The organism is Rhizobacter sp. Root1238 (assembly GCF_001425825.1).
GTDB lineage: Bacteria > Pseudomonadota > Gammaproteobacteria > Burkholderiales > Burkholderiaceae_C > Rhizobacter.
Genome location: NZ_LMDM01000001.1, coordinates 331,169 through 354,632 on the forward strand (window position 1 = coordinate 331,169; position 23,464 = coordinate 354,632).

Annotated in this window: 28 protein-coding genes and 1 tRNA gene; 5 read left to right on the plus strand and 24 right to left on the minus strand. The window is 67.9% G+C overall.

From position 1 onward, the window contains the following. Nucleotides 1-59 precede the first annotated feature (59 nt). The 4 genes from ASC98_RS01520 (at nucleotide 60) to ASC98_RS32225 (ending at nucleotide 2,970) form a co-directional block, all read left to right on the plus strand. Nucleotides 60-135: transfer RNA gene (locus ASC98_RS01520), tRNA-Arg, on the plus strand. Nucleotides 136-554: 419 nt separating this feature from the next. After that, a complete protein-coding gene (locus tag ASC98_RS01525) occupies nucleotides 555-1,007 on the plus strand; it encodes a polyketide synthase dehydratase domain-containing protein (protein ID WP_056803452.1) in 453 nt (150 codons plus the stop codon). After that, nucleotides 968-2,641 carry a beta-ketoacyl reductase gene (locus tag ASC98_RS01530; protein WP_056803456.1) on the plus strand — a complete coding sequence of 558 codons (1,674 nt, stop codon included), beginning with the start codon at nucleotides 968-970 and terminating at the stop codon, nucleotides 2,639-2,641. The genes ASC98_RS01525 and ASC98_RS01530 overlap by 40 nt, the downstream gene beginning before the upstream one ends. A gap of 71 nt (nucleotides 2,642-2,712) precedes the next feature. Then, nucleotides 2,713-2,970, plus strand: a complete 258-nt coding sequence (locus tag ASC98_RS32225; protein WP_369820438.1) for a beta-ketoacyl synthase N-terminal-like domain-containing protein — start codon at nucleotides 2,713-2,715, stop codon at nucleotides 2,968-2,970. On the opposite strand, the gene ASC98_RS01535 is transcribed toward ASC98_RS32225, so the two are convergent. From ASC98_RS01535 to ASC98_RS01635, 22 genes are all read right to left on the minus strand, one after another. Next, on the minus strand, nucleotides 2,871-4,019 hold the full coding sequence (locus tag ASC98_RS01535; protein WP_056803459.1) for a hypothetical protein: 1,149 nt from the start codon (nucleotides 4,017-4,019) through the stop codon (nucleotides 2,871-2,873). The genes ASC98_RS32225 and ASC98_RS01535 overlap by 100 nt on opposite strands. Further along, nucleotides 4,019-5,410 carry a hypothetical protein gene (locus ASC98_RS01540; protein WP_056803462.1) on the minus strand — a complete coding sequence of 464 codons (1,392 nt, stop codon included), beginning with the start codon at nucleotides 5,408-5,410 and terminating at the stop codon, nucleotides 4,019-4,021. Before ASC98_RS01540 ends, ASC98_RS01535 begins: the two co-directional genes overlap by 1 nt. Nucleotides 5,411-5,415: 5 nt before the next feature. After that, a complete protein-coding gene (locus ASC98_RS01545) occupies nucleotides 5,416-6,114 on the minus strand; it encodes a hypothetical protein (protein ID WP_056803465.1) in 699 nt (232 codons plus the stop codon). Next, complete coding sequence (locus ASC98_RS01550) at nucleotides 6,114-6,620, minus strand: DUF2824 family protein (RefSeq protein ID WP_056803466.1); 507 nt, start codon at nucleotides 6,618-6,620, stop codon at nucleotides 6,114-6,116. Before ASC98_RS01550 ends, ASC98_RS01545 begins: the two co-directional genes overlap by 1 nt. A gap of 157 nt (nucleotides 6,621-6,777) precedes the next feature. Continuing rightward, on the minus strand, nucleotides 6,778-7,068 hold the full coding sequence (locus tag ASC98_RS01555) for a hypothetical protein (RefSeq protein WP_056803469.1): 291 nt from the start codon (nucleotides 7,066-7,068) through the stop codon (nucleotides 6,778-6,780). Between the two features lie 236 nt (nucleotides 7,069-7,304). Then, entirely contained in the window at nucleotides 7,305-7,448 is a 144-nt protein-coding gene (locus ASC98_RS29995) for a hypothetical protein (RefSeq protein WP_157597843.1), read from the minus strand. After that, nucleotides 7,445-8,125, minus strand: a complete 681-nt coding sequence (locus tag ASC98_RS01560) for a hypothetical protein (RefSeq protein ID WP_056819545.1) — start codon at nucleotides 8,123-8,125, stop codon at nucleotides 7,445-7,447. Before ASC98_RS01560 ends, ASC98_RS29995 begins: the two co-directional genes overlap by 4 nt. Then, nucleotides 8,125-9,027, minus strand: coding sequence for a hypothetical protein (locus ASC98_RS01565; protein ID WP_157597844.1), 903 nt, complete (start codon nucleotides 9,025-9,027; stop codon nucleotides 8,125-8,127). Before ASC98_RS01565 ends, ASC98_RS01560 begins: the two co-directional genes overlap by 1 nt. Nucleotides 9,028-9,057: 30 nt before the next feature. Then, entirely contained in the window at nucleotides 9,058-9,399 is a 342-nt protein-coding gene (locus ASC98_RS01570; RefSeq protein ID WP_056803492.1) for a helix-turn-helix domain-containing protein, read from the minus strand. Next, nucleotides 9,396-10,064, minus strand: coding sequence for a hypothetical protein (locus ASC98_RS01575; protein ID WP_056803494.1), 669 nt, complete (start codon nucleotides 10,062-10,064; stop codon nucleotides 9,396-9,398). Before ASC98_RS01575 ends, ASC98_RS01570 begins: the two co-directional genes overlap by 4 nt. Nucleotides 10,065-10,168: 104 nt before the next feature. After that, complete coding sequence (locus ASC98_RS01580) at nucleotides 10,169-10,483, minus strand: HigA family addiction module antitoxin (protein ID WP_200952990.1); 315 nt, start codon at nucleotides 10,481-10,483, stop codon at nucleotides 10,169-10,171. Nucleotides 10,484-10,492: 9 nt separating this feature from the next. After that, the gene (locus tag ASC98_RS01585) at nucleotides 10,493-10,771 is read right to left on the minus strand and encodes a type II toxin-antitoxin system RelE/ParE family toxin (RefSeq protein ID WP_056803499.1); all 279 of its coding nucleotides are present in this window, start codon (nucleotides 10,769-10,771) and stop codon (nucleotides 10,493-10,495) included. A gap of 73 nt (nucleotides 10,772-10,844) precedes the next feature. Continuing rightward, on the minus strand, nucleotides 10,845-12,185 hold the full coding sequence (locus tag ASC98_RS01590; RefSeq protein ID WP_056803503.1) for a site-specific integrase: 1,341 nt from the start codon (nucleotides 12,183-12,185) through the stop codon (nucleotides 10,845-10,847). 711 nt (nucleotides 12,186-12,896) lie between these two features. Beyond that, nucleotides 12,897-13,634, minus strand: a complete 738-nt coding sequence (locus tag ASC98_RS01595; protein WP_056803506.1) for a hypothetical protein — start codon at nucleotides 13,632-13,634, stop codon at nucleotides 12,897-12,899. Beyond that, on the minus strand, nucleotides 13,631-14,329 hold the full coding sequence (locus ASC98_RS01600) for a hypothetical protein (RefSeq protein WP_157604785.1): 699 nt from the start codon (nucleotides 14,327-14,329) through the stop codon (nucleotides 13,631-13,633). Before ASC98_RS01600 ends, ASC98_RS01595 begins: the two co-directional genes overlap by 4 nt. Then, entirely contained in the window at nucleotides 14,326-15,108 is a 783-nt protein-coding gene (locus tag ASC98_RS01605; RefSeq protein ID WP_157597845.1) for a hypothetical protein, read from the minus strand. Before ASC98_RS01605 ends, ASC98_RS01600 begins: the two co-directional genes overlap by 4 nt. A gap of 13 nt (nucleotides 15,109-15,121) precedes the next feature. Further along, nucleotides 15,122-15,511, minus strand: coding sequence for a PAAR-like domain-containing protein (locus tag ASC98_RS29155; RefSeq protein ID WP_082541799.1), 390 nt, complete (start codon nucleotides 15,509-15,511; stop codon nucleotides 15,122-15,124). Between the two features lie 43 nt (nucleotides 15,512-15,554). Continuing rightward, nucleotides 15,555-16,580 carry a beta-ketoacyl synthase N-terminal-like domain-containing protein gene (locus ASC98_RS01615; protein ID WP_056803518.1) on the minus strand — a complete coding sequence of 342 codons (1,026 nt, stop codon included), beginning with the start codon at nucleotides 16,578-16,580 and terminating at the stop codon, nucleotides 15,555-15,557. Further along, complete coding sequence (locus tag ASC98_RS01620; protein ID WP_082541800.1) at nucleotides 16,577-17,689, minus strand: DUF2169 domain-containing protein; 1,113 nt, start codon at nucleotides 17,687-17,689, stop codon at nucleotides 16,577-16,579. The genes ASC98_RS01615 and ASC98_RS01620 overlap by 4 nt, the downstream gene beginning before the upstream one ends. Further along, nucleotides 17,686-18,921, minus strand: coding sequence for a TIGR02270 family protein (locus ASC98_RS01625; RefSeq protein WP_056803524.1), 1,236 nt, complete (start codon nucleotides 18,919-18,921; stop codon nucleotides 17,686-17,688). The genes ASC98_RS01620 and ASC98_RS01625 overlap by 4 nt, the downstream gene beginning before the upstream one ends. 8 nt (nucleotides 18,922-18,929) lie before the next feature. Continuing rightward, on the minus strand, nucleotides 18,930-19,400 hold the full coding sequence (locus ASC98_RS01630) for a DUF6484 domain-containing protein (protein ID WP_157597846.1): 471 nt from the start codon (nucleotides 19,398-19,400) through the stop codon (nucleotides 18,930-18,932). A 459-nt stretch (nucleotides 19,401-19,859) separates the two neighbouring features. After that, entirely contained in the window at nucleotides 19,860-20,807 is a 948-nt protein-coding gene (locus ASC98_RS01635) for a DedA family protein/thiosulfate sulfurtransferase GlpE (RefSeq protein WP_082541849.1), read from the minus strand. Nucleotides 20,808-20,965: 158 nt separating this feature from the next. Between ASC98_RS01635 and ASC98_RS01640 the strand changes: the two genes are divergently transcribed. Continuing rightward, nucleotides 20,966-21,622: a DUF2799 domain-containing protein gene (locus tag ASC98_RS01640; RefSeq protein ID WP_056803532.1), complete on the plus strand. Its 657-nt coding sequence runs from the start codon at nucleotides 20,966-20,968 to the stop codon at nucleotides 21,620-21,622. Nucleotides 21,623-21,642: 20 nt separating this feature from the next. On the opposite strand, the gene ASC98_RS01645 is transcribed toward ASC98_RS01640, so the two are convergent. Both ASC98_RS01645 and ASC98_RS01650 read right to left on the minus strand, forming a co-directional pair. Then, nucleotides 21,643-22,614, minus strand: coding sequence for a LysR family transcriptional regulator (locus ASC98_RS01645; protein ID WP_056803534.1), 972 nt, complete (start codon nucleotides 22,612-22,614; stop codon nucleotides 21,643-21,645). Continuing rightward, on the minus strand, nucleotides 22,592-23,458 hold the full coding sequence (locus ASC98_RS01650; protein WP_082541802.1) for a class II glutamine amidotransferase: 867 nt from the start codon (nucleotides 23,456-23,458) through the stop codon (nucleotides 22,592-22,594). The genes ASC98_RS01645 and ASC98_RS01650 overlap by 23 nt, the downstream gene beginning before the upstream one ends. Nucleotides 23,459-23,464 lie beyond the last annotated feature (6 nt).

Below are 23,464 nucleotides of genomic sequence, written 5' to 3' on the forward strand. Positions count from 1 at the left end.
CTGGTGCGCCACAGGGCTCACCCGAGGCAGTCGGCGACCACTGTAGAATCGCGCACTTCGCGCCCGTAGCTCAATGGATAGAGTACTGCCCTCCGAAGGCAGGGGTTGCTGGTTCGATCCCAGCCGGGCGCACCATTCACACGAGGCTTGGCCAGCGAGTACGCGCCAACCGCTCTTCGTGGGTGCTACCTCTGCGCTACCCGAGCGATCAATTTCGATGCACGACAGACCTCGAGTCGACGATGCGCTGTGCAGGTGACTCTGTGCTTCGTCTGAAGGATCTGTTGCTCCCATAGCGCCTGCGCGCGCCGCGACGTACTCGAGCTGCCGGCGCTGCGCGCCGCGCTCGGTGCGCTGCACTGCGCCGGCGTCGCGCTCGACTGGACGCGCGTGCTGCCGCGCGGCCGCACGCTGACGCTACCGACCTACCCTTGGCAGCGCGAGCGCCACTGGCTCGCCGCGGCCGACATCGCACCGGCCGGCGTGCAGGGCCTGCGCTTCGAGCGCGCGCTGCACCTGCAGCCCGATGCGCGAGCGCGCTGCAGCTGCAGGCGGTGGCCGGCGCCGACGGCGCCTGGACGCTGCATGCGCAGGCCCGGATCGCCGCGCTCGCGCCACCCTCGCACGACACCGCCGCGCCGGCGCGGCTGCGCACGCAGCCCGCGGTCCGCAGCGCGGATCTCTACGCGCGGCTCGACGCGACCGGCGCGAAGTTCGGAGCCGCGCTGCACGGCATCGCGCAGGCCTGGTTCGCGCCCGCCGAAGCGCTGGCCCAGCTCGCGCCGACAGCCGACGAGCGCTTCGGCATTGCGCCGGCCGCGCTCGACGCCTGCTTCCAGTTGATGGTGACGCTGGCCCCGCCCGGCGCGCTGTGGTTGCCGACGCAACTCGACGGTCTGGTGCTCGAACGCCTGGGTGCGGGGGCGCGTGCCGACGCCGCCGATGCGTTCTACACGCTGCCGAGCTGGTGCCGACACCGAAGCCGCAGGCCCGCGAATGGGCCGTGATCGGCGATCGCGGCGGCCTCGGGCAGCTGCTGCAGCAGCGCGGCGAGACGGTGCACCGGCCGGCCGATGCGGCGCTGACCGGCCTCGCGCCGTCGGCCCGCCTCGATGTCGTCGACCTGCGGCAGCTTGACCTGCAGGCGGTCGGCGACGTGCCCACGCTGCACGCCATCGTGCAGGACGCGCAGGCCGTGATCCGCCTGCGGGCCGGCCTCGACGTGCGGCTGTGGCTCGTGACGGCCGGCTCGCTGGTGCAATCGCCGCTGACGGGCCTGGCCGCGACGCTGGCCGCCGAGCACGGTGACCGCTTCGGCGGCCTGGTCGAACTCGACGGCGCGCTGGCCGCGGTGATCGATGCGGTGCTGGCCGATGCCGGTTCGTGCGCGCTACGTGGTGGCCGCTGGACGCGCCCGGTGCTGCGTCGTATCGCGCCGCAGCCGATGCTCGCGCCGCTATGGCGCGCCGATGCGAGCTGCCTGCTGACCGGCGGGCTCGGCGATGTCGGCCGCCACGTCGCCGGCTGGCTGGTCGCGCAGGGCGTGCGCCACCTGGTCGTGCAGGGACGCACGCCGCTGCCGCGTGACCAATGGGCCACGGCACTGACACCGGTGGTGCAGGCGGTGCGCGCACTGGAGGCGCAGGGCGCCCACGTCGCATACGCGGCGGTCGACGTTGCCGACGAGGCCGCGCTGGCCGCCTTCCTGGCGCGCCACCACGCTGCGGGCCGCCCGCCGATCCGCAGCGTGATCCACGCGGCCGGCATCACCGACGACACGCTGCTGCACGAGCTGGGTGCCGCGTCGCCCGCCGCGGTGCTGGCGCCGAAGCTGCAGGGCGCGTGGAACCTGCACCGCGCGCTGCCCGAGCTCGATCGCCTGGTCTTCTTCTCGTCGATGGCGGCCGTGATGCCGCAGGCCGGCCAGGCGAGCTATGCCGCGACCAACGCCTTCCTCGATGCGCTGGCTGCACAGCGCCGCGCGCAGGGCCGGCACGCCCAGAGCATCGGCTGGGGCGTGTGGGCGCGGACCGGCGTGATGCGCGCCGACGCCGGCCGGCGCCAGCTCGACGAGCTGCAGCGCCAGGGCATCGGCTCCGCACCGGCGCTGGCACTCGCGCTGCTCGGCGAGGCGCTGCGCGAGGACGCGGCGCACCTGCTGATGGTGCCGTTCGACTGGCGCGCTATGCGGCGCAGCGTCAGCGCGCGCGAACTGCCGCTGCTGCGCGGGTGCCTGGCCGAGGCCGCCGACCAGGCGCCCGCCGCGGCGCCGGCGGCCGACAGCGCCGACCCGGCCGAGCGCCGCCGCGCGCTCGACCGCGCGGTGCGCGACATCGTCGGCCGCGTGCTGAAGCTGACGCGGTCGAAGATCGATGCCCGCAAGCCGCTCGGCACGATGGGGCTGACCTCCCTGATGGCGCTGGAGTTGCGCAACCGGCTGGAGCCGCTGCACGGCAAGCCGCTGTCGGCGACGCTCACGTGGAACTACCCGACGGTGGAGGTGCTGGTCGCGTTCCTGGCGGGCGAGCAGGAGCCGATGGCCGCGGCGCCCGCCGCACTCGCAGCGGCGGCGCCGGTACTGGCTGCCGTCGCCGAACTCTCAGGCGGAGACGCGGCGCGCCTGCTGCGCAAGAGGCGCTGACGATAAGCGACAAGCCCGCCCTGCCGCTGAACCAGCTCTCCGCCGTCAAGCTTGCGTCGATGGCGCAGCAGATGCGCGGCCAGAGCGAGGCGTTGATCCGCGCCGACACGATCGCGGTTGTCGGCATGGGCTGCCACTTCCCAGGCGGCGCCGACAGCCCCGAGCAGTGCTGGCAGGTGCTCGTCGACGGCGTCGATGCGATGCGGGAAGGGGGCGGTGGTCGCAAGCATCAGGGGTTCTCACTGGTGTTGTTGCGGGCCTGCAAAGTCGCGAGGACCCAGCGCTCCCCGTTGCTCATCTCGCGCGGGCTGCCGAGCGCGCGCACGTAGCGGATGAAGGGCTTCGAGTTCGCGAGCAGCCGGGCCTTCATCGCCGGATTGCCACCGGCCTTCGTGGCCTGGATGAACTCGGGCGACGACAGCAGCGCGTCGGCGGCCTTCATGGCGTTCGGCTTCGCGCCCTTGGCGAGCGCGCTGGCCACCGCCGCGCCGAGCCCCGGGCCGCCGACAGCGCCGGCGACGGTACCGGCGGCCGCGCTGGCTGCATGCCGCTTCGCGCCCTCGTAGATCTTCCCGGCCAGGGTGTCTGCGTCCTTGAACTGCTCCTGCACGGCCTGGATGCGGCCGGTCGTGATGCGCTCGCGCGTCGAGGCGCTGATGGCCCTCGAGACGCGGTACAGGTCGCTCAGCTGCTTGCGCGCCGGGCCGGGCAGGTTCGACATCAACGCGGCATGCGCCTGGCGGTTGCGCAGGATCCCCTCGTACCACTTCGCGTAGGTGTTGAAGTTGATCGGGCCACGCGTGCCGGCGGTGCGGAATGCCGACGCCAGGCCAGACGCGACGACCTGCGGGCGCATGTCGGGCGGCAGCGCCGACAGCAGCTTCACGAGCTTCGAGGCATCACCCTGCGGCAGTGCGCGCACGGCGCCGGAGAGGTCTCCGACGAAGCTCGAATCGAGCGTCTTGCCGAACAGGCCGACCATGTCGTCTTCGATGCCCTTGCGCACCGAGACGGCGGCGTTCGCGGCCTTGAAGAGGTCACCGGCGCCCTGCGCCTCGGCCACAGCCATCTGATCCGTCGACAGGGTCGAGTACAGCCGCTTCAGCAGCCCGGACTCCGAATCGGCGAACGGGCCGGATGCCTTGCGCATCGCCTGGCCGATCTGCTTGCGGGTCTGGTCGAGCAGCGCGTAGGTGACCGGGCCGTCCTCGCCGTTGAGCGTGGCCAGCAGCTTCTTCTCGGTCGGCAGCAGCCGCGCGTCGCCGCGCGTGACGACCGCCGTCAGCAGCCCCTTCGGCAGCTCGAGCTTCGCCTCCACGCGGCCAGCGAGATCGGACCAGAACGGGTCCTTGTAGCTGTTCGGTGCTTCGGCGGCCATTACTGTGCAGCCGGTTCTGGCGCGTTGTTGGCCTGCTGCGGCGGCTGGGCGAAGCGCATGTAGCTGCGGCCCTGCACCACCTTCGCGGCGTCGGCGGCCGCCTGCTGCGTGACCTTGCGCTCGACGTACTGGTCGGTGAAGTCCTTGAAGGTCGTGCCGGCCGGCACCTTCACGCCGTCGATCTCCACGTCGGCCTTCGACTTCCCGAGGCTGCGCACCGCGCCGAGCCACTCGCTCTTCGCGTTGTTCAGCGCCACGTCGTACGCCTGCAGCTTCGCCACCCCACGCAGGAACGAGGCCATGCGCTCCGGCGGGTCGGTGTCCTTCGGCACGCCGATCATCGCGGTGTCGATATCCTTGTCGGAAGTCGGGCCCGAGGCGACCTTCTTGTAGGCGGCCATCGCCGCCGGCGTGACGATGCGACTGAACTCCGAACGGATGCGGGTCAATTCGTTCTGCGTGCCGGTGGCCCGCTTGACGAACTCGTCCAGAGATCCTTTCCAGCCTGTCCCCATCTCACTCGCGGCATTGGTGATCTGGTCGGCGAGCTGCATCATCCGCGCGCCCGATTGCTGCGCCGCGATTGCGTCGGTGACGGCCGATTCAACACCCTTCGCAACGTACTCGGGCAACTCACCCTGCTTCTGCTTGAGCTTGTAGAGCTCGAGCTCGACATCGCTCTGCAGCTTGTCCTTGTCGAGCGCCAGGCGGCCGGCGCGGTCCTGAATCTGGCTGCGCACGTTCGTGTTTTCGAGTGCGGTCTTCTCCGGAGCATTCGCAGCCTCGACGCCCTTGATGGTCGCCTCTGCCTTCTTCGTCGCGAGCTCGACAGGCGCGGCATCCTGTGCGCGCTGCTCGGTGCCGAAGGACGCCAGGGTGTTCGCCGCATCCTTGCCGTTCGGGTTGGCCGACAGCAATGCCTGGATCAGCCCGAGAGCGAACTCTGGGTGGGCCTCGATGGTCTGCGCATGCACGCGGAGCACCTGCGACTCGGGGGTAGATCCACCGCGGGCCTCCATTGCGTCGGCGCGCTTGTTCAGCATCTCCGCCGCGATGTCCGGCCGACCGGACTTGATGGCTGCCCCCCACTGCAGAAGATCGGACGCCTGGGACTGCTGCTGCGCGGTGTTCTTCGTCGACCAGGCGCGCGCGAGGTGCTCGGACGCCGACGGGATCTGCGTCATCACGGCCGCATAGTCGTTCGCGGTTGCGTTCGGATTGCTCGCCAGGCGCGAGAGCAGTTGTTGCTGCTGCTGCGCGGCAGCCTGCTGCTGCGCCAGCATCGTCTGCTGCTGCTGGTCGTTGCGGATCGCCGCGCCGCCCTGGTAGCCCTGCAGCGCGGCCAGGAACGGCGTCTGGACGTCGATGGTGTAGTCGATTGGGGAAGTCATGGTGTTCAAAACCCGTACTTGGCCGCGAGGTCTGCGTTGGAGAGTGCGGTGTCGCCCGTGAAGGGCCGGCCGCTCGAAAACCCACCCATCGCACCGTAGAGACCGAGCCCACTGCCGACGGCATTCGCATAGCCGGCCTGCGCGCGGCCGCCGGCGAGCGCGCCGCCGGCGAGCGCCGCACCTTGCTGCTGCAGCAGGTTCGAGATCCCGGAGCCGGTCTGCATGCCGGCGTTGCCGACGCCGGCTGCGGCGTTCTGGCCCATCGAGGACAGCCCCCCCAGGCGCGCGTACTGGTCGGTGATGACCTGGTTGAGCAGGGCCGGGCTGAACTGCGCCAGGGCACCTTGCACATTCCCGCCGCGCAGGCCGCCGGTGGCCGACGCGTTGGCGAGGATGCGGCTCTCACCCTGCTGCTGCAGCGCGGTGAACATTGGCGAGGATTGCAGCGCGTTGATGGCGGCCTGCTGCGCGCCGATGCCGCCCAGGCCGGCCAGATCGCCCTGCTGCGCGAGGGCGGTCGTACCGGTGCTGACGTAGGGCTGCAACAGCTCGCGCACCGCGTCGAACTGTCGCCGTTGTTCTGCAATGCCACGATCGCTCGCGGCGGCCTGCGTATTCGCCGCATCCTCTGCGGCGTTGGCCTGCTTGTGTGCGGAGTAAATCCCCCCGATGACGGCCGCTCCGGCCACTGCTGCAGCTGGCATCACGCGTCCTTGTTCATGCCGAGGAGGATCTGGTCGAGCAGCAGCCCGTCACGCAGCAGGCTGCGCGGATTGCGGCCGTACTCGGTCATGCCGGCCTGGCGCGCGAGCCGCAGCGCGAGCACGTTGCCTTCGGGGACGCACGTCACGATTCGGCGGCACGGCGTGTGCTCGTAGAGCCACGAGGCGCATGCCTTCGCCGCGTCGACAGCGGCGGGACCCCACGCTGCCGGCAGGAGGCAGGTGTGCACCTCGAACAGCACGAGGTTGTGCGGGTGCGCGAGGAAGAGGCCGAGGTACTTGTCGCCGTCGTAGACGCCCAGGTAGCGGAGTGCCTCGGACAGCACGATCTGCAGCGACGCGGCCGTCGGGCAGCCGTCGTCGCGGATGTGGGGGAAGATGCGCGGGTGGCGCAACGTCGCGCCGATCAGGGCCTCGTCGGCGATGGGCGCGATGCGGATGGATCTGGTGCGGGGGGCAGCGTCGGCGGCCAGGTCAGCGAGTGTCATGCGCTCCCTTTCGGGGTCATGAGCCGCTGGGCGCTCGAAACTCAGCTGTCGTCGAACACTGTCCGGCAACGGAGCCAGTATAGGCTCGGGCCTTCTTCAGCGGAAGGCCGCGCTGCCATGAGTGCCGCCTTTGGACACTGCCGCAGCTCGGCGAGGCCTACAGAATGAGCCTGGCGACGGTCGCAACAGCGATCACCAGCAACAGCAGCTTGATGTGGCGCAGGTGCCTGGCGAGCTCGCCGCTGGCCGCCACCTGGCCGCCGACGTAGTACCCCCGGAAGTCCACCGCGAGTTCCTTCATCGTCTCGGCGAGTTCGTGAAGCGCCTCGAGGTCTCCGCGTGCCGCGCTTGTGCTCTCATCGATTCCGCGCAGCCGGGACTCCATGCGAGAGAGCGCCTGGGCGAGTTCCTCTCTGTCGAAATCTGGATTTTCACGATCGTTGCTCATCCCTTGCCTTTCATGCAGCCTACGGTCGATTGAGCGCCTCGTCTGCGCCGCCGAGGTCCGGCCGACCTGGCACAGCAGGTGCGCCGGACTACGCGGTGCGCGGATCGGTCGACCGCCAATGGGTTTTCGCAGCCATATCAGCACCGCTGATCTCCACCAGCAGGCGACGAGACACACCGAGTGTGCCGATCGCTCCCGCGGATTGTGGCTTGGCCTGACTCCGGAGAGCCAATCCATCATTGCGGCTTGGTGCGGTCGAAGAGTTGGAAGAATTCGAGAGCCAGGAGCTCCAGCGAACTGCGCGCAGACTGGTAGGACGCGATCAGGCGGGCCCGGTAGGCGGCGTCATCACGCGTGATGAGCACGAAGCCGAGTGTCATGTCTGGCCACAGGACGAAGCTTGCTGATCAGTGGCTGCCGTCAGGACTGCCGCGATGTCGTGACGAAGTCTTGCTTCGGACGCGAGCGTGCAGGCGCAGGCCGCCTCGATCGCCTCCTCTGATGCGTATCGCAGCCCCGAACGAGAGCGTCGCAGGTGATCAGGGTCGTCCTGCCGATACAGCGAGCTCACCACACGCCCCTCTTCATCTCGCTCCATCGCCGCTGCCAGGTGCTCGTACAGATCCACCAGCTTCCACAGCGCAATCGTTGCGTACGCCTCCCAGTCCGTGGGAATTAGCCGCGCTAATGCGGGGTCCCGGAGTAGTTCGCCAATGCCGCCGGCCTCTCGGTACAGGTTGAGATCGCCGTCAACGTGGCGCACTTCCCCGATCGCTCGGGCCGAGTGTTCGCGCGGCGTCAGAAGGCCGCTGGTCTTCGGCGGATGCTGGCGCGACTCAGCGATCGAACGGGGTCCGCGATCAATGGTCGCTTCGGCGGCTCTCCAGACGACGCGATCAATTGCGCGCCCAATCTCCGTGAGGTCGATGACCGACCTGGTGGCGACCAAGCGCCGCGCCTCCCAGGCGAGTTGCCGAGGCCAGAGATTCATGACGCTGCCATAGGCATTGAAGGTGAGCGGATCACGTCGCTCGAACTGATCGGTGAAGGCGACCATCAGCTGGGATCCTGGCGCTTGCTCTTCGGGTTGTGCCCCTCACCTTTCTCGGCCTTTGCTGCTGGCTTCCAGTTCGCGTCTTTCAACCAGGCGTCGATCGTCTCCGGCGTGTAGAACTCTTCCGTCTCGCCATGCTTTGCCTTGACGAGGTCCTGTGCGATGCGGCGAGCAGCTTCGATCCGGGTCCTGAACTTGCCTTCCTTTGCCATCCGAAGCGCTTCGGCGCGATGGTCAGTTGCAGTTGTCCACCTGGCTGTGGCGCCGGTGCGGCCTCTCGCCGAGGCTTGGTCGAATCGCTGCTTCTCCGCTTCGTGGCTTGCGCGGTCCATGGTCGCGAAGGCCAATGCCGAACCGGCGATGCTGAGAAACTCTGCCGCAGTCGTTGGATGCGCGCCGTGCAGCTCGTGGGCGGCATGATCGACCATCAGCAACGCGAAGGCCGCCACAATCTGGTCGTCGCTCAATGCAACGGCACTGGCCTTGGACCGGTTGTTCGCCTCGGCACTTTGCAGACTCCACAGACGGCCCCAGGCGAGAACCTCGGCCGCGCCGTGCTCCTGGATGATCCTCGTTGCAGTCATTGGGCGGCTGAACTCTCGGCGCCACTGCTCGGCGTGCCCCTCCGCAATGGCGTCAAGCTCTTCCATGGCGAACTGCGCGATCTGCCGCACCTCGACCCATGACCGCCTCTCGCCGCAAACGACCAGCGCTCGAGATGCGAGCCGAGAGACTTCGCGCCCCGGATCGAACCGCCACAGCAGGCCATCTGGATAGAAGGAGCTACCACCCTCCGTTTGCGCGCTGGTCTTCCAGAGGCCGGTGATGGCGAGGAACGGCTTGGTCGACGTGTTGCTCACGAGGCGGCCCTGCGGCGCAGAAGAACGGTGGTCTGGGTTTGTCATTGCCGGTCCCTTGGGTTTGGCGCCAGCCTGTTACCGCCCGCCACCGCGCGGTCTTGCCAGCCGCGGCTTCCTCTTCGGTGCCTTTGCGTCCTGGAAGAGCTTGCGCAGCTCTGCAGTCGCATCCATGCCGGCGGTCATTGCTGTGCGCGGCCGACCAGGTGCTCGGCCAGCGTCGAACGGCTGGACGGTCACGCGGCATGCCGCTTTGAAGGCCTCGACGTCGGCCACCTCGAACCGTACTGCGCGGCCGATCCGGTACGCCGGCAGCCGCCCCGTCGCGTGCAAGTCGTACACGGCCCGCGCGCTGATGCCGAGGAGGCGCCCGACCTCGAGCGCGGAGATCATCGGCACCAGGGGCGCGGGCGAGGTCATACGAGGCGGAGGTGCGTGGGGCGCACCGGCCTCCCGGCCAAGGTAGCGAGGTCGACGACGGGCGCCTGTTCGATGTCGTCGCGCTGTCGCATCGAGCGAGCCAGCTCCTGTGCGTTCTGGACGATGGCTGTCGCCTGGCGCCTGCGTTCCTCGTTGGTTTCACGCTCTTCGCGCTGCAGCTGCTCGCGTCGGGCCCGCTCTTCGCGGGTGACGGTCAGGTGAACGCGGAAGTCACCAGCAACAGTCCGATGAATTTCGATGTACCCGGCGACGTTGCTGACGCTCTCGCCCTTCGGAGGCAGGACGCCTGCAACCTGGTAGGTAGTGCGCGACCTGCCGTTTCCGGGTTGCCCGGGGAACATGTCGGCTGTTGCAATTCCAGAGGCGACCAGCGCGTCGAGCGTTCCAACGTAGCTGTCCTGCCAGACGCTGCTGATGTTCTTCGTGACGCCTTCCGTCTCGCGAATGGTTGTCGCCGGCGTGTAGTAGCGGCCTCGGCCGCGCGGGCTCTGGCTGTTTTGATCCGTCGCCGTCAGTGCCATTGAGGCGCCAGTGGTCACTGACGGATTGAGTCGACGCTCCAGTTCGTCGATGAGCGATCTCAGCTGGATGACCAGCTCGGGGGCGCCCGCGTCAGCGAGTCGCGATACAGTCTCGGTAGCCATGGTGCACAGTCCTTTCTCGGTGTGTGCGTTGTGGTGAGGGGTCGCCGGCGTTGCCGCGCCGGTGCTCCCCGCTTTACCTCAGGTCCGCTGAGGCGCCGGATTCGTCAAGCCGCGGCGGAAGCCGGCAGGCGCTTGATGCCCGCAAATCGATCCGGCTGCTGCCGAGCCTCCCAAAGGTCGACCGCTTCCTGCATGTGCAACCAGCTCTCGGCGCTCGTGCCGAGCAGCTTTTCGAGTCGCATCGCCATGTCAGGCGACAGCGCTCGATGCTCGTTCAGCAGCTGCGAGACGGTGAGCCTGCTGACCCCCAGCAGTTCGGACAACTTGCCTTGCGTGATCTCGAGGCCAGGCAGCACATCCTCACGCAGGATCGCGCCAGGGTGCGTCGGCCGCCGGTTCGGGTTGCGAAGGGACTTCATGGTCATTCCTCAGTGGTAGTCCTCAAGGTTCACGTCGACCGCATCCTTGCCGTCGAAGCCGAATGTGATCCGCCAATTGCCGGTCACTGTCACAGCGAACTCACCGGCTCGTGCACCTTTGAGCGGGTGGAAACGATACCCCGGCAGATCCATGTCGCTGGGGTGGATGCTTGCATCGAGCCTGTCGAGCATCCGCTCAATCCGCGCCACACTCTGTGCCGGGACGCCGCGGTGATCACCCTTGGTGAAAAGCCGCTCAAGGCCCTTGTGCCTGAACGATCGGATCATCGATCAACCTGCTATGTGATGCATATCATTGTAATGCATGGGATTGCAGTCATCAACCCGATGCGAGACTTCTTCACGCGACACGGCGCTTCGGCTTCGTGATCGGGTCCACGGCCGCCGGTTCGCCCCGCCGCGCGGCGAGCATCGCCGATGTGGCGCGAGTGACACTCTCCCGGATTGGATCGGTATCGAGCCGCGCGTAGATCTGAGTCGCCTCGTGGCTCTTGTGGCCAAGGCTCTTGCCGATGATGATGAGGCTCGCTCCGGTGCGGGCCTGCCAGCTTCCCAGCGAGCGGCGCAGATCGTGGAATCGGAGGTTGGCGATCCCTGCGCGCTTGAGCAGCGCTGCCCAGGGCTTTTTCGGCGGAGTGATGTGGCCACTTGCCGAGTCGGCAGGGAAGACCCAGGACGAGATGCTGTCGAGGCGGCGGCGCTCCAAAATGTCGATGGCCTCGGGCACCAGCACTACGCGCATCGATTCGCCGTTCTTGGAGTCCGGATCAGGTATCCGCCACTCGGAAGCTTGCAGATCAATGTCCGCCCATCGCATCGACATCAGATTGCCGGCGCGCGCACCCGTCAGCAAAGCGAGCATCACGTAGTCGCGGAAGGGTTCGTTCGTCTCCTCATCGAGCGCCTTCCAGAATGCAGGCATCTCTCCCGCCTGCACAAAGCGATCCCGCTTTACCTCGGAAAACAGGCTGATCCCATCGACTGGCGACGGCCCCTTGAACTCGCCCCAGAGGATCGCCTTGCTGTACAGGCGACGCAGCAGTTCAACGATGCGGTTCGCTGTGGCGTATGTCCGCTCTTTCACCGCGGCGAGCTGGAGCTTGCGGATCTCCTCTGTTCGGATCGAGGAGAGGCGGCGATGCTCCCAGTTGACGGCGAAGGGCGGCTTCGTCCGCTCCTTCCCGTGCTTCTTGCGGGGCTCGTCGGGCAGTGCTCCCAGATATCGCTGGAAGTTCTCGCGGATCATCGACAACGTCCGGATCTTGTGGGGTTCGGCGTGGTCCTTGATGTAGCGATCCAGCATCTGGCCCAACGTGAGTTCGCCGCGCGCCTGGCGCTTCGTCTCCGCCGGATTGCGTCCGCTGTCCAGCTGCAGGTTGACAGCCTCGGCCAGGCGGCGCGCCATCCGGACGTTCAGCTCGGGTTGTGCCAGCATCGCCTTGAGGAGATCGGTGTCGCGAGGAAACTCTCGACTGTCGGGCAACGACGGGTTGAAGCGACCGAGGGTGATTCGCTCTGGCCGGCCGGCGACCTTGCGGTACACGCGGAATGTCTTCACACCATTCACGGTGACGTCAAGGATCAAGCCCCGCGTCTCCTCGTCGAGGTACGTCGTTCGCTTCTGCGGCGCTACGATGGCTGAGAGGGTCTTCCGATCGAAAACGAGGCGGGGAGAGGGCATTGGTGGGTCTTCAGGGCTACCCCAGTGCTACCGCCGAAGGTAGCACCGAGGGAAGTTGGTAGTACTGCATCAACCTCAAGCCTACCCGAAAGCCCTTTGAAATCAACGGTGAGGGAACTTCGTGGAACACCAGAAATACCAAGACCCTTTGGCTCCGAAGGCAGGGGTTGCTGGTTCGATCCCAGCCGGGCGCACCACTCCGCCGGATTCGACCGGTGAGTGCCCCCCCTGTGATTTCGCTGCTGGTTTGGCCGTTTGGCCAGTGTTGGCGCGATTTATTCGCGGCCAGCTTTTGCTTCACTCCGTCTTTGCGGGCAAGAGCTGAGAGCCAGCGAGGACAGGCAGACTTGCCGTGTTGCTTCGGCCAGCCACTGGCGGGTGGGCGAGGCTGCTTCGCAACGGCAGCGGTCCTCAGCGTTGCTGACGCGCCAGGGCTTGGTAGTGGGCAGAGCTGCATGCGGCGCAATTTGCGGTTCCGCGCCAAGGGCTCACGCGCCAGCAGTTGAACCTATTGCTGCGCTCCAGCCCCGCGCGACGTAGGAACAACTCGACGGCAACCACCGTGCCAGCGAGCTGTGAAGACCGAAGAGCGCACCCGGTGCGATCTTTCCGGCCGCGCACAACGCAGGAACTGGTCCAGCGATGTTCGAGAAAGGGCAGTCTCGTGGACTTCGGCGCTGAAACTGACCTTCGAGGTGGCTCAAGCCCAGTTCAAGGAAGAGGGTAGTGCTCTCCTGCGACGTCGAGGTCGAAATCGATCAAGTCCTGCGGGGACGAAAGAAAGGGGTTGCCGTCTGCGGCCGCATCGGCAAGGCAGCCGGCCAGAAACTGCCGATCGTGCGCGACGTCGAAAGGCAGTGACGGGTCAAGTGCGCGGCGCCCCACGAGAGGACCGAGTTGCTCCGCGATGTGTCGATCGAACAAGTCAGCCAGTGGATCAATCGGCTGCACCGGATGCTGCTGCGCCAGCCGGGCCAGCACCGGCTCAAGCCAGCGATCGAGCGAGTTGCGCAGCGGAAGCACGTGCACCGTCAGCCGGTAGAGGAAACCCAGCGCGGCGTAAAGATCGCCCTCATAAGCATGGCCGTTGTTCACGCCATGGCTGAGATGGGTCATACCGCACCACAGCGCACCGTCAATCGGCCCGGTCCAGTCCTGGCGCACCAGTTCGAAGTACTTCAGGTAGCGCGGATCCACCGTGCCACACCACGCCGCCTGCAGCACCTGCTTCGGCTCGGCTCGGTCGTGCAGGCCATCGAAGCGCCACACCAGCCATTCATAGAGGCCGACGGCCAAGGCCATGCGTGCGCGGATCGACAACAGCGCTGCCGCATCGAGCAGCGCCGTGTTGTCGGCACGAAAGTCGGCATCGACACGCGCATCGTCCCAGACGAAGCGCAGGCTGTGCCGGGAGGATTCGTCCAGCGCGATCCAATCGGGACGGTTCAAGAGCCGCCCGGATAGGGATTGGCCATACCATCGGCCTGCAGTTCGGCCGCCGACCTGAGGTAGGGGTTGCGTTGCGGCGACAGCGTTGCAATGAACGAGCCGGGGCCAGCCGGGCGGAAGAAGTCGACGCCTGCTGGCTGCTGGGCCGAGACCGGCAACGCGACATCCGGGTGCTGCTGCTGCAGCCGTCTCAAGGTGTCGGGCAGCCATGCCTTGAACGCCGGCGAACGGCCGCAGACGTGCTCTGCCAGCATGCAGACGCCAATGCTGGTGTCAAAGAAGATGGTGTTGTCATCCGGCACGATGCCGTACTCGAAGCAGTCGCCCATCATCGTCGCCGAGGTCCACAGCGGCCCCGTCAGCACGAAGCGCTCATCGACATCGGGTTCATCGGGCTCGGGCAGATTCGCATAGCGTGCATCGATCATCGCGGCCCAGGAGGCCTCGATGCGTTGCAGCGAATCCGAAACGTCGATATGCCGTGACAAGCGCGCGACCACCCACTCGGTCGCGGCGATCACCAGCCCATACGACGCCCTTGTGCTGATGGCGCGGATGGCCTCGGCGAGCTTGGGCTTGCTCTCGGAGCGAGCGCCCTGAAATTTGTTGCCGATGCTCACGTCCCACTTGTAGTCGAGCGGAAGCTGATCGATACCGGTTTGCAGCAGGTGGTCTGGGATGTTCATGGCATTCACGCGATGAAGATTCTTCGAGGTGGCACGCCCGGAGGCACATCCATTCTTCCACCGGTCGGCCTGCCATCAACTAATTTGGCCAAGCGACGGTGGCCGCCTGCCTTGTCGCAGTCGGTCTTGCGCATCACCACCGGCTCGTTCTTGTAGTCGCAGATGTGGATGTCAATGCCGCACTCGTTGGCCGCGTGGCACAGCATCTTGTAGCAGTCCGAACACGGCATCCCCGAATACTCGATGCCGTCCTTGCCCTGCGAGCGCCAGTCGATGCTCAGCAGCACCTTGCCGCCGCGCAGGGTGCCTTTGGTGACCGCGTTGGTGAGCTCGTTGAAGATCTTGCACTCCGCATGCGCCCCCTTGCCGCCACCCGGGTGGACGTACTCGTCGCACAGCGCACCGGCCTTCTGCTTGGCCGCAGCATGCTCCGGTTTCTTGCTCTCGCGGATCTCCTGGTTGAGGCCATTGCGCTGCTCGCTGGTCCCCCCCAGTCCGGTCTGGTGCAGGTAGGTGTCCGATAGCTTGTTGCTGGTATAGGTGCTGGTGCCTGATGCACCCGGCACCGTGCTGTGAGCCGACGAATACGTCATGCCGGAGCCGCTGGCCATCTCCCACGGTGTCTTCTTCGGCATGCTGCCGTCCGCCTTGGGCTTGCTGACGCGCGGGGGGCTGGTTGCGATGAAATGGGCCCGCTCGTCGAGATTGCGCTTCTGGAGCTGGCTGCAGGTGGGGACCGGCTCACCCAAGGCCGGGGAGCCACCGTAAAGGATCATGGACATGCTCATCGCCCGGGCTCCCTCATCGATTGTTGCTGGTGGACAGATCGAGCAGGCGCGCGGCGTTCTTGCCCTCGATCTTGACGTCGAACGACCAGGCCTGGGAGATCGTCTTGCCCTGCAGGCAGTGGTCGGTCACGCTCATGCCGAAGGAGCGCGTCGCCGCCTCGTCGCCGCTGCACTTTGCATAGTTGGAGGTGCTTTTCAATCCGACCTGTCCGCCCTTGATCTTGACCGAGCGTGAACCCTGCGAGGTGTCGCTGGCTTGCGCGAAGTTGGGATAGGGGATTGGGATCGGACCCGCCGGGGGGCCGGGCGGCGACAGGCAGACATCGGGCATGGCACCCGAGACATGCGTGTCGTCCTTCTCCGCGGAAATCTCTCGCCCGTTGGCGAAAACATTCGCACTCATGCTGGCTCACTCCTGTCTCTTTGCCGTGTTCCGGTTTCCTGCATCACGCCGCTCGCACGACCAGTGCGGCTCGTTCGCCTGCGTCGCTGCCGACGTGGCACAGCGCACGCCCTCCGGGGGCATAGCCCTCGCGCATCGCATGGGCCGCCCAGGCAAGCAGGCACGGCAGGATGGCCGCGCCGACTTCGCCCAGATGCTCGATCGGGTGCCACATCGGGAGCGGCTGGGCCCGCTCGCCGCGGTCCAGGCGCATCGCGACGAGCAGCGCTTCCTTGAACTTGTAGTGCTCGCCGGACAGGTCGCTCAGGCGGAACGCCATGTCGCCCATCGTCGCGCCGGCACTGGACATGGCCTGGCGCACCGCCTGCGCCAGGCCGTGGCCGCGCAGCGGCGAGGTGCTCTCGATGGTGGCCGCCTCCACGGCCTGGCCGCCGCTCGCGACATACGGCTCTGCGGCACCGGCGGCATGCGAGGACACCAGTACCGCCGCCCCGGCCTCGCCCGGCAGGAAGCCGTTCGAGTTGCCGGTGCACAACAAGCGGCGCTGTTGATCGTAGGCCCGCAGCGTTTCACGATCGATGTAGCTGTCGACCCCGGCCACCAGCACGTGGCTCGCGCGCCCGCCCGCGATCAGCTCGCGTGCGTGCGCGAGGGCCTGCGCGCAGCCGGTCTGGCCGGCAGCGAAGGTTCGCGAATCGGGGTGCAGGCGGGCCTCGAGGCGTTCGGCCGCCGCCGCCAGCAGCTGCGTCTCGATCTGCGCCGCGCGCCCGGGTCGCGAGGGGTGCGACACCCCGACCAGAAGGGGAATCTCGGTCAGCCCGCCGGCGCCGCCCCCTTGCAGGCACTCGTGGATGGCCGGACTCAGCAGGTCGGCCAGCAGTGCCACGCCGCCCCAGCGTTGCGGCAGATCGACGCGCGCACACCGGTAGGGCTCTCCGCCTTCGAGGTCGGCCCACGCCTGCGTGCGCACACCGCTGATCCCCGCCCGCAAGGCCGCCAGCGTCGACGGCGCGTTGTACCCGAGCGCGGTGACCAGCCCGGACGCCTGCAGCGACAGTTGCAGGTTCATCGGCGCGCCCTCGCACGCTTGGCGGCCACGGCATCCGCCAGGCTGCGGTGGTAGGTCTTGTCGGGGAAGCGCCGTGCGCGATGCCAGGCTTGCGTCATCTCGCCGGTGATGGTTTCCTTCACGTCGAACACGCTTTTGCCGAGGGCGATGCTTGCACGCCAGGTCAGCGTGAAGCGCTCCTGGTCGGGTTCGAGCACGATGGTGTCGAGCACCGCGTCGCGCGTGACGTCGCGGCCGCGATGCGGAACGAAGGTGACCGGCATGGCCAGCCGCGGCAGTTGGAATGCGCGCAGGCCGTCCGCAGTGAGGTGCTGCAGCACGACCTCCTCGCCACCCTGCGGATGTGCAATGACCTGGTCTGCGGGTGCGGCCTGAAAGTAGCGTTCGTCGAAGTCATCGGGCCAGAACGGTGCCTGCTCGTCGAGCCAGCGATCGTCATAGGTGCCGGCGTAGCGGTGGCGCGGCGCCCAGTGGCGGCCGACCGGCGTGAGTGCCATCGGCCGGTAGTCGCCGTCATGCTGCGACACCGGGCGGGCGGTCTCCTCGGTGTTGGGCAGGGGTTGGCCATCGATGTGGTCGGTGTGCCGCCAATAGCCGCGGCCCGCCGGGTTGGCGATGAAAGTGTCGGCCCGCCCGGTGCGCGCCAGGGTCGTGTTGTCGATGCCACCGAAGGCCCGCTCGTAGCCCACGGACATCGCCGCGAAGGGCACGGCTTCGCTCGCGCTGACGATGCCCAGCAGGCTCTTGCGCCATTGCCGGTCGCCGACGACGGTGAATTGCTTGCTCATCGTCCCCACGCGCAGGCCGGCCACCAGGCGCCTGGCCATGCCGCCGCCAGGCGCGCGGGCATGGCCGAGCAGCAACACGTCGCAGGCGGGCTTCATGTGGGCAAAGTCGGTCTCGCGCAGCGGCGCACTGAGGCCGGGCTCGTCGACGAACTCGTCGGCACGCACGAGCGATTGCTGCTCGTCATGAACCGTCGCCGCCTCACCCTGCCCGCTCGGCATCCGGAACGTGGCCTTCACGATCGCCACCAGCAACTCCCGGCCATCGCGCTGGAAGCCCATGGTCCAGGTGGCAGGGAACGCTGTCACATTGGTGAACTTCATGCGGCGAGCCGCCGGTGTTGCCAGTCGGCACGCGCGGTCACGGGGAACACGGCGGTGCCCCGACGCAGCCGGGCGGCTTCGAGCGCCGCACTGCGGCGCTGCAGCTGGGTTCCGTCGCGAAGCAGTTGCACGGCGGCCTCTTCGCCGACGGGACGCCCCCCGAGGTGCCGGACACCCGCACGGAACCGCCCGGATTCGACCTGCCACCAGCGGCGCAACGCATCGGCACTGGCCCACCAGGCATCGGCATCGTCCACGTGTTCCTCTTCCGACGTGGGGGCGTCGCGCCGCAACAGCGGGTCCTCCAGGTCGACGCCGGTGATCATCGCCAGCGCCTGCGCCGCGGCGCGCGCCAAGGCGTCTTCGTCGCAGAGCTGAAGCAGCCAGGGCACGGTGGCCGGGTCCCCATGAGCGCCTGCAGCGACGATAGCCTGCCGCTGAGTCCCGCTGTCGCTCGCAAGGCGGCGGATCAATTCGCGAGCCCACCCGGCACGGCCGGCACGCATCGAGACTTCCAGGGCCGGACCGGGCACATGCGCCTCGATGCCGGCCTCGAAGGCGCGCTCGGCCGCATCCTCGTCGCCGCCCAGTGCACGTGACCATGCGGTCCAGAAACGACAGGAAGCGTCTGGGTCCGCTGCCGAAGTCTCGATCCGGGCATGGAACTCGATCAAGCCCAATTCGCCGACCGCTCGCAACGCGTGAGCGCGCAGGCCCGCGTGCGGATCGTCGAGCGCCGCGACGAGTTGCGGCCGCACGACCGCGCGTTGAGCCACCCGCGCAGCCAGGGCGATGGCGCGATGCTCAGCCACAGGCGACAACGCCATGCGATTCAGCAGTGGCTCGAGCGCCGCCGGCTCGAGCCACGACAGCGCCGCAACGAACGGCTGCGCCCACGCTGGATCGCTACTGGCGATTGACAGGGTGTGTGCCATGGCGTCGGGGTCCTGGCGGCCGAAAGCGAGATGCGTTGCGACGAACAGCGTGCCGGCATCGAGGTCGCCCAGCGCGTGCAGCGCCAGTTTCTGTCCGGTCGCACCAGCGACGTGCAAACCCTGCAGGTGTCCCAGCAGGCGCTCGTCGAGTTGAGCCAACTGGACGAAGCGGTAGTGCGGGCCCAAGGCTGCGCGCTCGCGCGCCCGCCAGAGAAATGCAGCTTCGTCGGCGTGCTCGGCGAGCACAGGCGCGTTCTGCAGGGATGAAATCTCTGCCGGGCTGAAGCCGTTGCGCATGGAGCCTGTCAGTTCAACTGCACCGACCCACCCTGCACCTTGTTGGCGCCGGTAGCGCGCGTGACGATGGTCTCGCCGTGCAATTCAACGCGACCGTCCTGGCGCAAAGTGAGGTGGGACTTGCCACAGCGCAAGACCAGTTCAGTGTCGGCATTCAGCAGCACGCGTCCGCCTTCGTACCTGACTTCGAGGGCGGGTGGCATCTGCGACACGCCATCGGCGCGAGGCTCGCGCAGCACCCCCATCACGATCGGGCGGGTGCGATCGCCCTGTTCGAACATCAGCAGCACGCTGGAGCCGATGTGGTTGTGGTGCAGGTCCACGATGCTGCGCGCCGGCATGGCGGCCGGGGCTTGCGCATCAGCCAATGCCACCAGTGGCACCTGCCCTGCGTCAATCAGACCCAACAGACGGCCCACGACCACGCCGTGGTAGTCAATGGGCGGAGCAGCGGCAGGCTCGCGCACCAGCAGGCGCATCAGGGCATCCGAACTGTCCCTGGGCGGTGCAGGGTGTTCAGCAGTCTCGCTCACCGACGCAGCAGTTCGGCTGTGCACCGTTTGGTCATTCCGCATGCAAATACGCCCCTCTCTGTGCGCAGACGTTTGCGTCTTTAGGTTGACGGATTCTGCTGAGGCAGAGAAGGCCAGCCAGTGACCTTGGTCATGCCAGGTGGAAAGGCGACGGGGTCTTTGTTCCGTGCAGGTGTCGTGACCGAGCGACGACTGACCCAGGAGGCGGTCCGATGCATGGCCGCGCAATTGACCACTGTCTCAATGTGCAACGGACGGCACCTACCGTGGGGAACGTAGGCTGCAAGAGCCGTTCAGGGGTTCCGAAGGCGTTGGGTACCCATGCGGCGACAGCTACGGCGACCGCCTGTTTGCCTGCACCGACAAAGTCGGCCACTGACCGGGCTCCTTTGTCTGCGTGCCGAATCAGGCAACCGCTACCGCCAGCGGCCGCTCGATCGGCAGGCCGGCGGCGATCCAGGCGTCGATGCCGCCGTGCAGCGGCCGGACGTTAGTGAAACCGGCGCGCTGCAGTTGCTGCGCCACCTTGGCGGCCGAGGCCTCGTTCGGACAAGCGCAATAGACCACCACCTGGGCATCGCGCGGCAGCTCGGGTGCGCTGTCCAATGCAGCGTTCACCGACCAAGGCAGCGCCCCGGGAATGGTGCCGTCACGTTCGCGGCTGCCGGCCGAACGCACGTCGACAATCGCCGGCGCGATGCCCTGGCTGATCAGCAGTTCCAACTCTGACACCGTGATGCGCGCCGTGCGCAGCGCCCGGATCAGTCGGTGCCGCTGCCGCCACTTGGTGGCGATGAACAGTGCCAGCGCCAGCAGCAGCACCACCAGGCCGATGCGGCCAAGATTCGCGAACACCGCGATGACATCGTCGATGGCCTCATGGAACAGCACACCGAGAGTGATGCCGACGCCCGCATAGAGAGTGGCGCCGATCAGGTCGACCATGATGAACGCTGCCAACGGCAACCGCATCCGCCCGCACAGAACGGTGGCGATGGTGGCGAAGCCGGGAATGAACTTGGCGACCAGCAGCGACCAGATGCCCCAACGCTCGAACATCGACTCGGTTTGCCGTACACAGGAGTCAGGCGACATCGAGATGCGGCATACCGTACGCAGCACGCGACTGCCGTAGCGGCGGCCGGCGGCGTACCAGACCAGGTCAGCCAGCAGGCAGGCCGACACCGCCGCACCCAGCAGTGCGATGGCCGAGTAGCGGCCTTCGACGCTCAGCGCGCCGGTCACCACCAACACGGGGTACGCAGGCACGGGCAGGCCGAGTTGCTCCGCCCACACGTTGAAGAAGACAACGCCCAGCCCGTAGTCGGTGAGCCAGCCAAGGATGGTGTTCAACATGGGTGCAAAGGAGCAGAGGATATCGCCGTCCCAAGCAAGCTGCATTCCGCGATGGGGAGCGCTACCGCGCGCCGGAGGATCGGCGCTGGAAGGTACTATGGCGGCCAAAGTTTGCGCGCATGCGCGGTCAAAGAGACTGCTGAAGCACAACCCCGATGATCCGCACCCTCGTCCTCGCCACCCTGTCCGCCACCCTCCTCGCCGGCTGCGCCGTGATGAGCAAGGACGATTGCCTGAAGGCCGACTGGCGCGAGCTCGGCCGCCGCGATGCGTCGCAGGGCCTCGCGATCGAGCGCTTCGCCGCGCGTGCCGACGCCTGCCGCAAGAACGACATCGGCGCCGACCGCGCCGCCTATGCCGCCGGCCATGCCGACGGGCAGCGCGCCTACTGCACCGGCGAGCTCGGCGAGAACGATGCGACGCTCGGCAAGGTGTCGGCGCCGCTGTGCGCGCCGGTGCCGCTCGGCAACGCCTACCAGACCGGCTATGCGATGGGCCTGATCCAGTTCTGCACCGCGCGCAACGGCTACGAGTTCGCGCGCCTCGGCGGTAACTACCGCAACACCTGCCCGGCCGACCTGGCCGGCCCGTTCCAGGCCGGGCTGCGCATGGGCACCGAACTGCGCGAGCTGAACGGCCGCCTCGACGGCATCCAGCGCGACGCGAGCGAGCAGCGCAAGGTCCTCGCCGACGACAAGTCGAGCGCCGACCAGCGCGACACCGCCCGCCGCCTACTGCGCCAGCTCGACGGCGACGAGGCCGCGACGCGCCGGCTGATCCGCCAGGCCGAGCTGTCCGCGCTGTCGTTCTGACGCGGCGCTCGGCGGACGCCTCACACCACGACGTCGCTGACCAGCAGTGCGCCGCGCCCGGCCGAGGTGACCGGCGGGTTGCGCGGCTCCTCGGACAGTTCGACGGTCTGGTCCCAGATCGCGTTCGCGACCGCCATCGCCGGGCTGGCGCGCATCGCGCAACGCGGCCGCACCATCAGCACGTCCACCGCCGAGGTCCAGCGCGGCTGGGCGCACAGCAGCTCGCCGGCGCGCAGGTCGTCGCTCACCATCGATTCGTAGAGCATGCCGAGCCCGAGCCCCTGCGCCACCAGCGCGCGCAGCGCGTGCATGCTCTCGGCGACGCAGGCCACGCGCAGGTGCGGCAACGTGCGCTCGCGCGCCAGGCGCCGGCTCAGGAAGGTTGCGAGCGGATGCGCATCGGCATAGTCGATGACCGGGACCGGCCGCTGCCGCGTGCCGGGCAGTTCGAACAAGGGCCGGCCGCCGCGCGCCCCGACCACTGGCATCAGCCGGTCGCGCGCGACCCGCTTGGCGTGGAACAACTCCGGCACCAGGTCGATCGGCGCCTGCGGATCCTGGGCCACCACCCACAGCAGCGACTGGCCGGACAGCAGCGCGGCACGCGCACCGCGCTCGTCGTGGCCGACGACCCGCAACGGGGTGTCGGGGAACTGGCGCCGGATGCGCCCGAGCAGCAGCGGGAGCAGGCCGGCCTCGAAGCCGTCGGAAGTGGCGATGGCCACGGTGCGCGGATCGCGGGACGGCGCGTGGCGCCGCGCGCCGTCGAACATCGAGCGCAGCCCGATCGCCAGCGGCGTGAACCGGCGCCCCGCCGCGGTCGGCAGCAGGGGTTGCGCAAGGCGGTCGAACAGCGGCGCGCCGACCCACTGCTCGAGCGCCTGGATGCGCCGCGACAGTCCCGACTGCGACACGCCGCGGCGCTGCGCCGCCTGCGTGAAACTGCCGCAGTCGAGCACCGTCAGGAAATCATCGAGCCACCGGAGGTCCATCGGCGGCGATGCGTCCCCGGCCGCAATGCGTCGTCGGCGGCGGGAACATCCGGGTGTCGGGATGCGTGTGGCGCCAGGCCGTTTCGCCATTGACGAACAGCCGCGACTCGCCGGTCTTCAGCGGCGACCAGGGTTCGTCGAGCGTCAGCGGCGCGGTCGCGATGACGACCATGCGGTCGTCGCGGCGGTTCAGCACGCCCAGGTCGAGCGACAGGTCGCAGTCGACCAGGCGCGCGGTCGGGAACGGATGGTGGCGCTCCAGCACGACCAGCCGGCTGGAGCAGTGCGCGTACAGCCCGTGGCCGTTGGACAGCAGGAAATTGAAGTTGCCGTGGCGCGCGATCGACGCGGCGAGCTCGGCGACGCAAGGCGCCATCTCGAGCCAGCCTGGCGGTTGGGGCCGGCCGTCGAAGCGGCGGCGCAACTCCTGCAGCAGCCAGCAGAAGGCCTTCTCGCTGTCGGTGCTGCCCATCGGCCGGTAGGGCCCGCGCAGCGGCGGATTGAAATCGCGCAGGTCGCCGTTGGTCGCGAAGATCCATGACTGGCCGAACCACTCGCGTTGGAACGGATGGCAGTTCGACAGCATCGGCTCGCCCTGCGTGGCCTTGCGGACGTGGGCCAGCACGATCTTCGACTTGATCGGGTAGCGGCCGACGAACCCGGCCAGCGGCGAATCGCAGGCCGGCTGGTCGTCGAGGAAGAGACGGCAGCCGGAGCGCTCGTAGAACGCGATGCCCCAGCCGTCGGCGTGGTCGCCGGTGCGGCCGCCGCGCTGCGCGAAGCCGGTGAACGAGAACGTGATCGCGGCATTCGCGCTGGAGCTCATTCCGAGAAGCTGACACATGGCAGG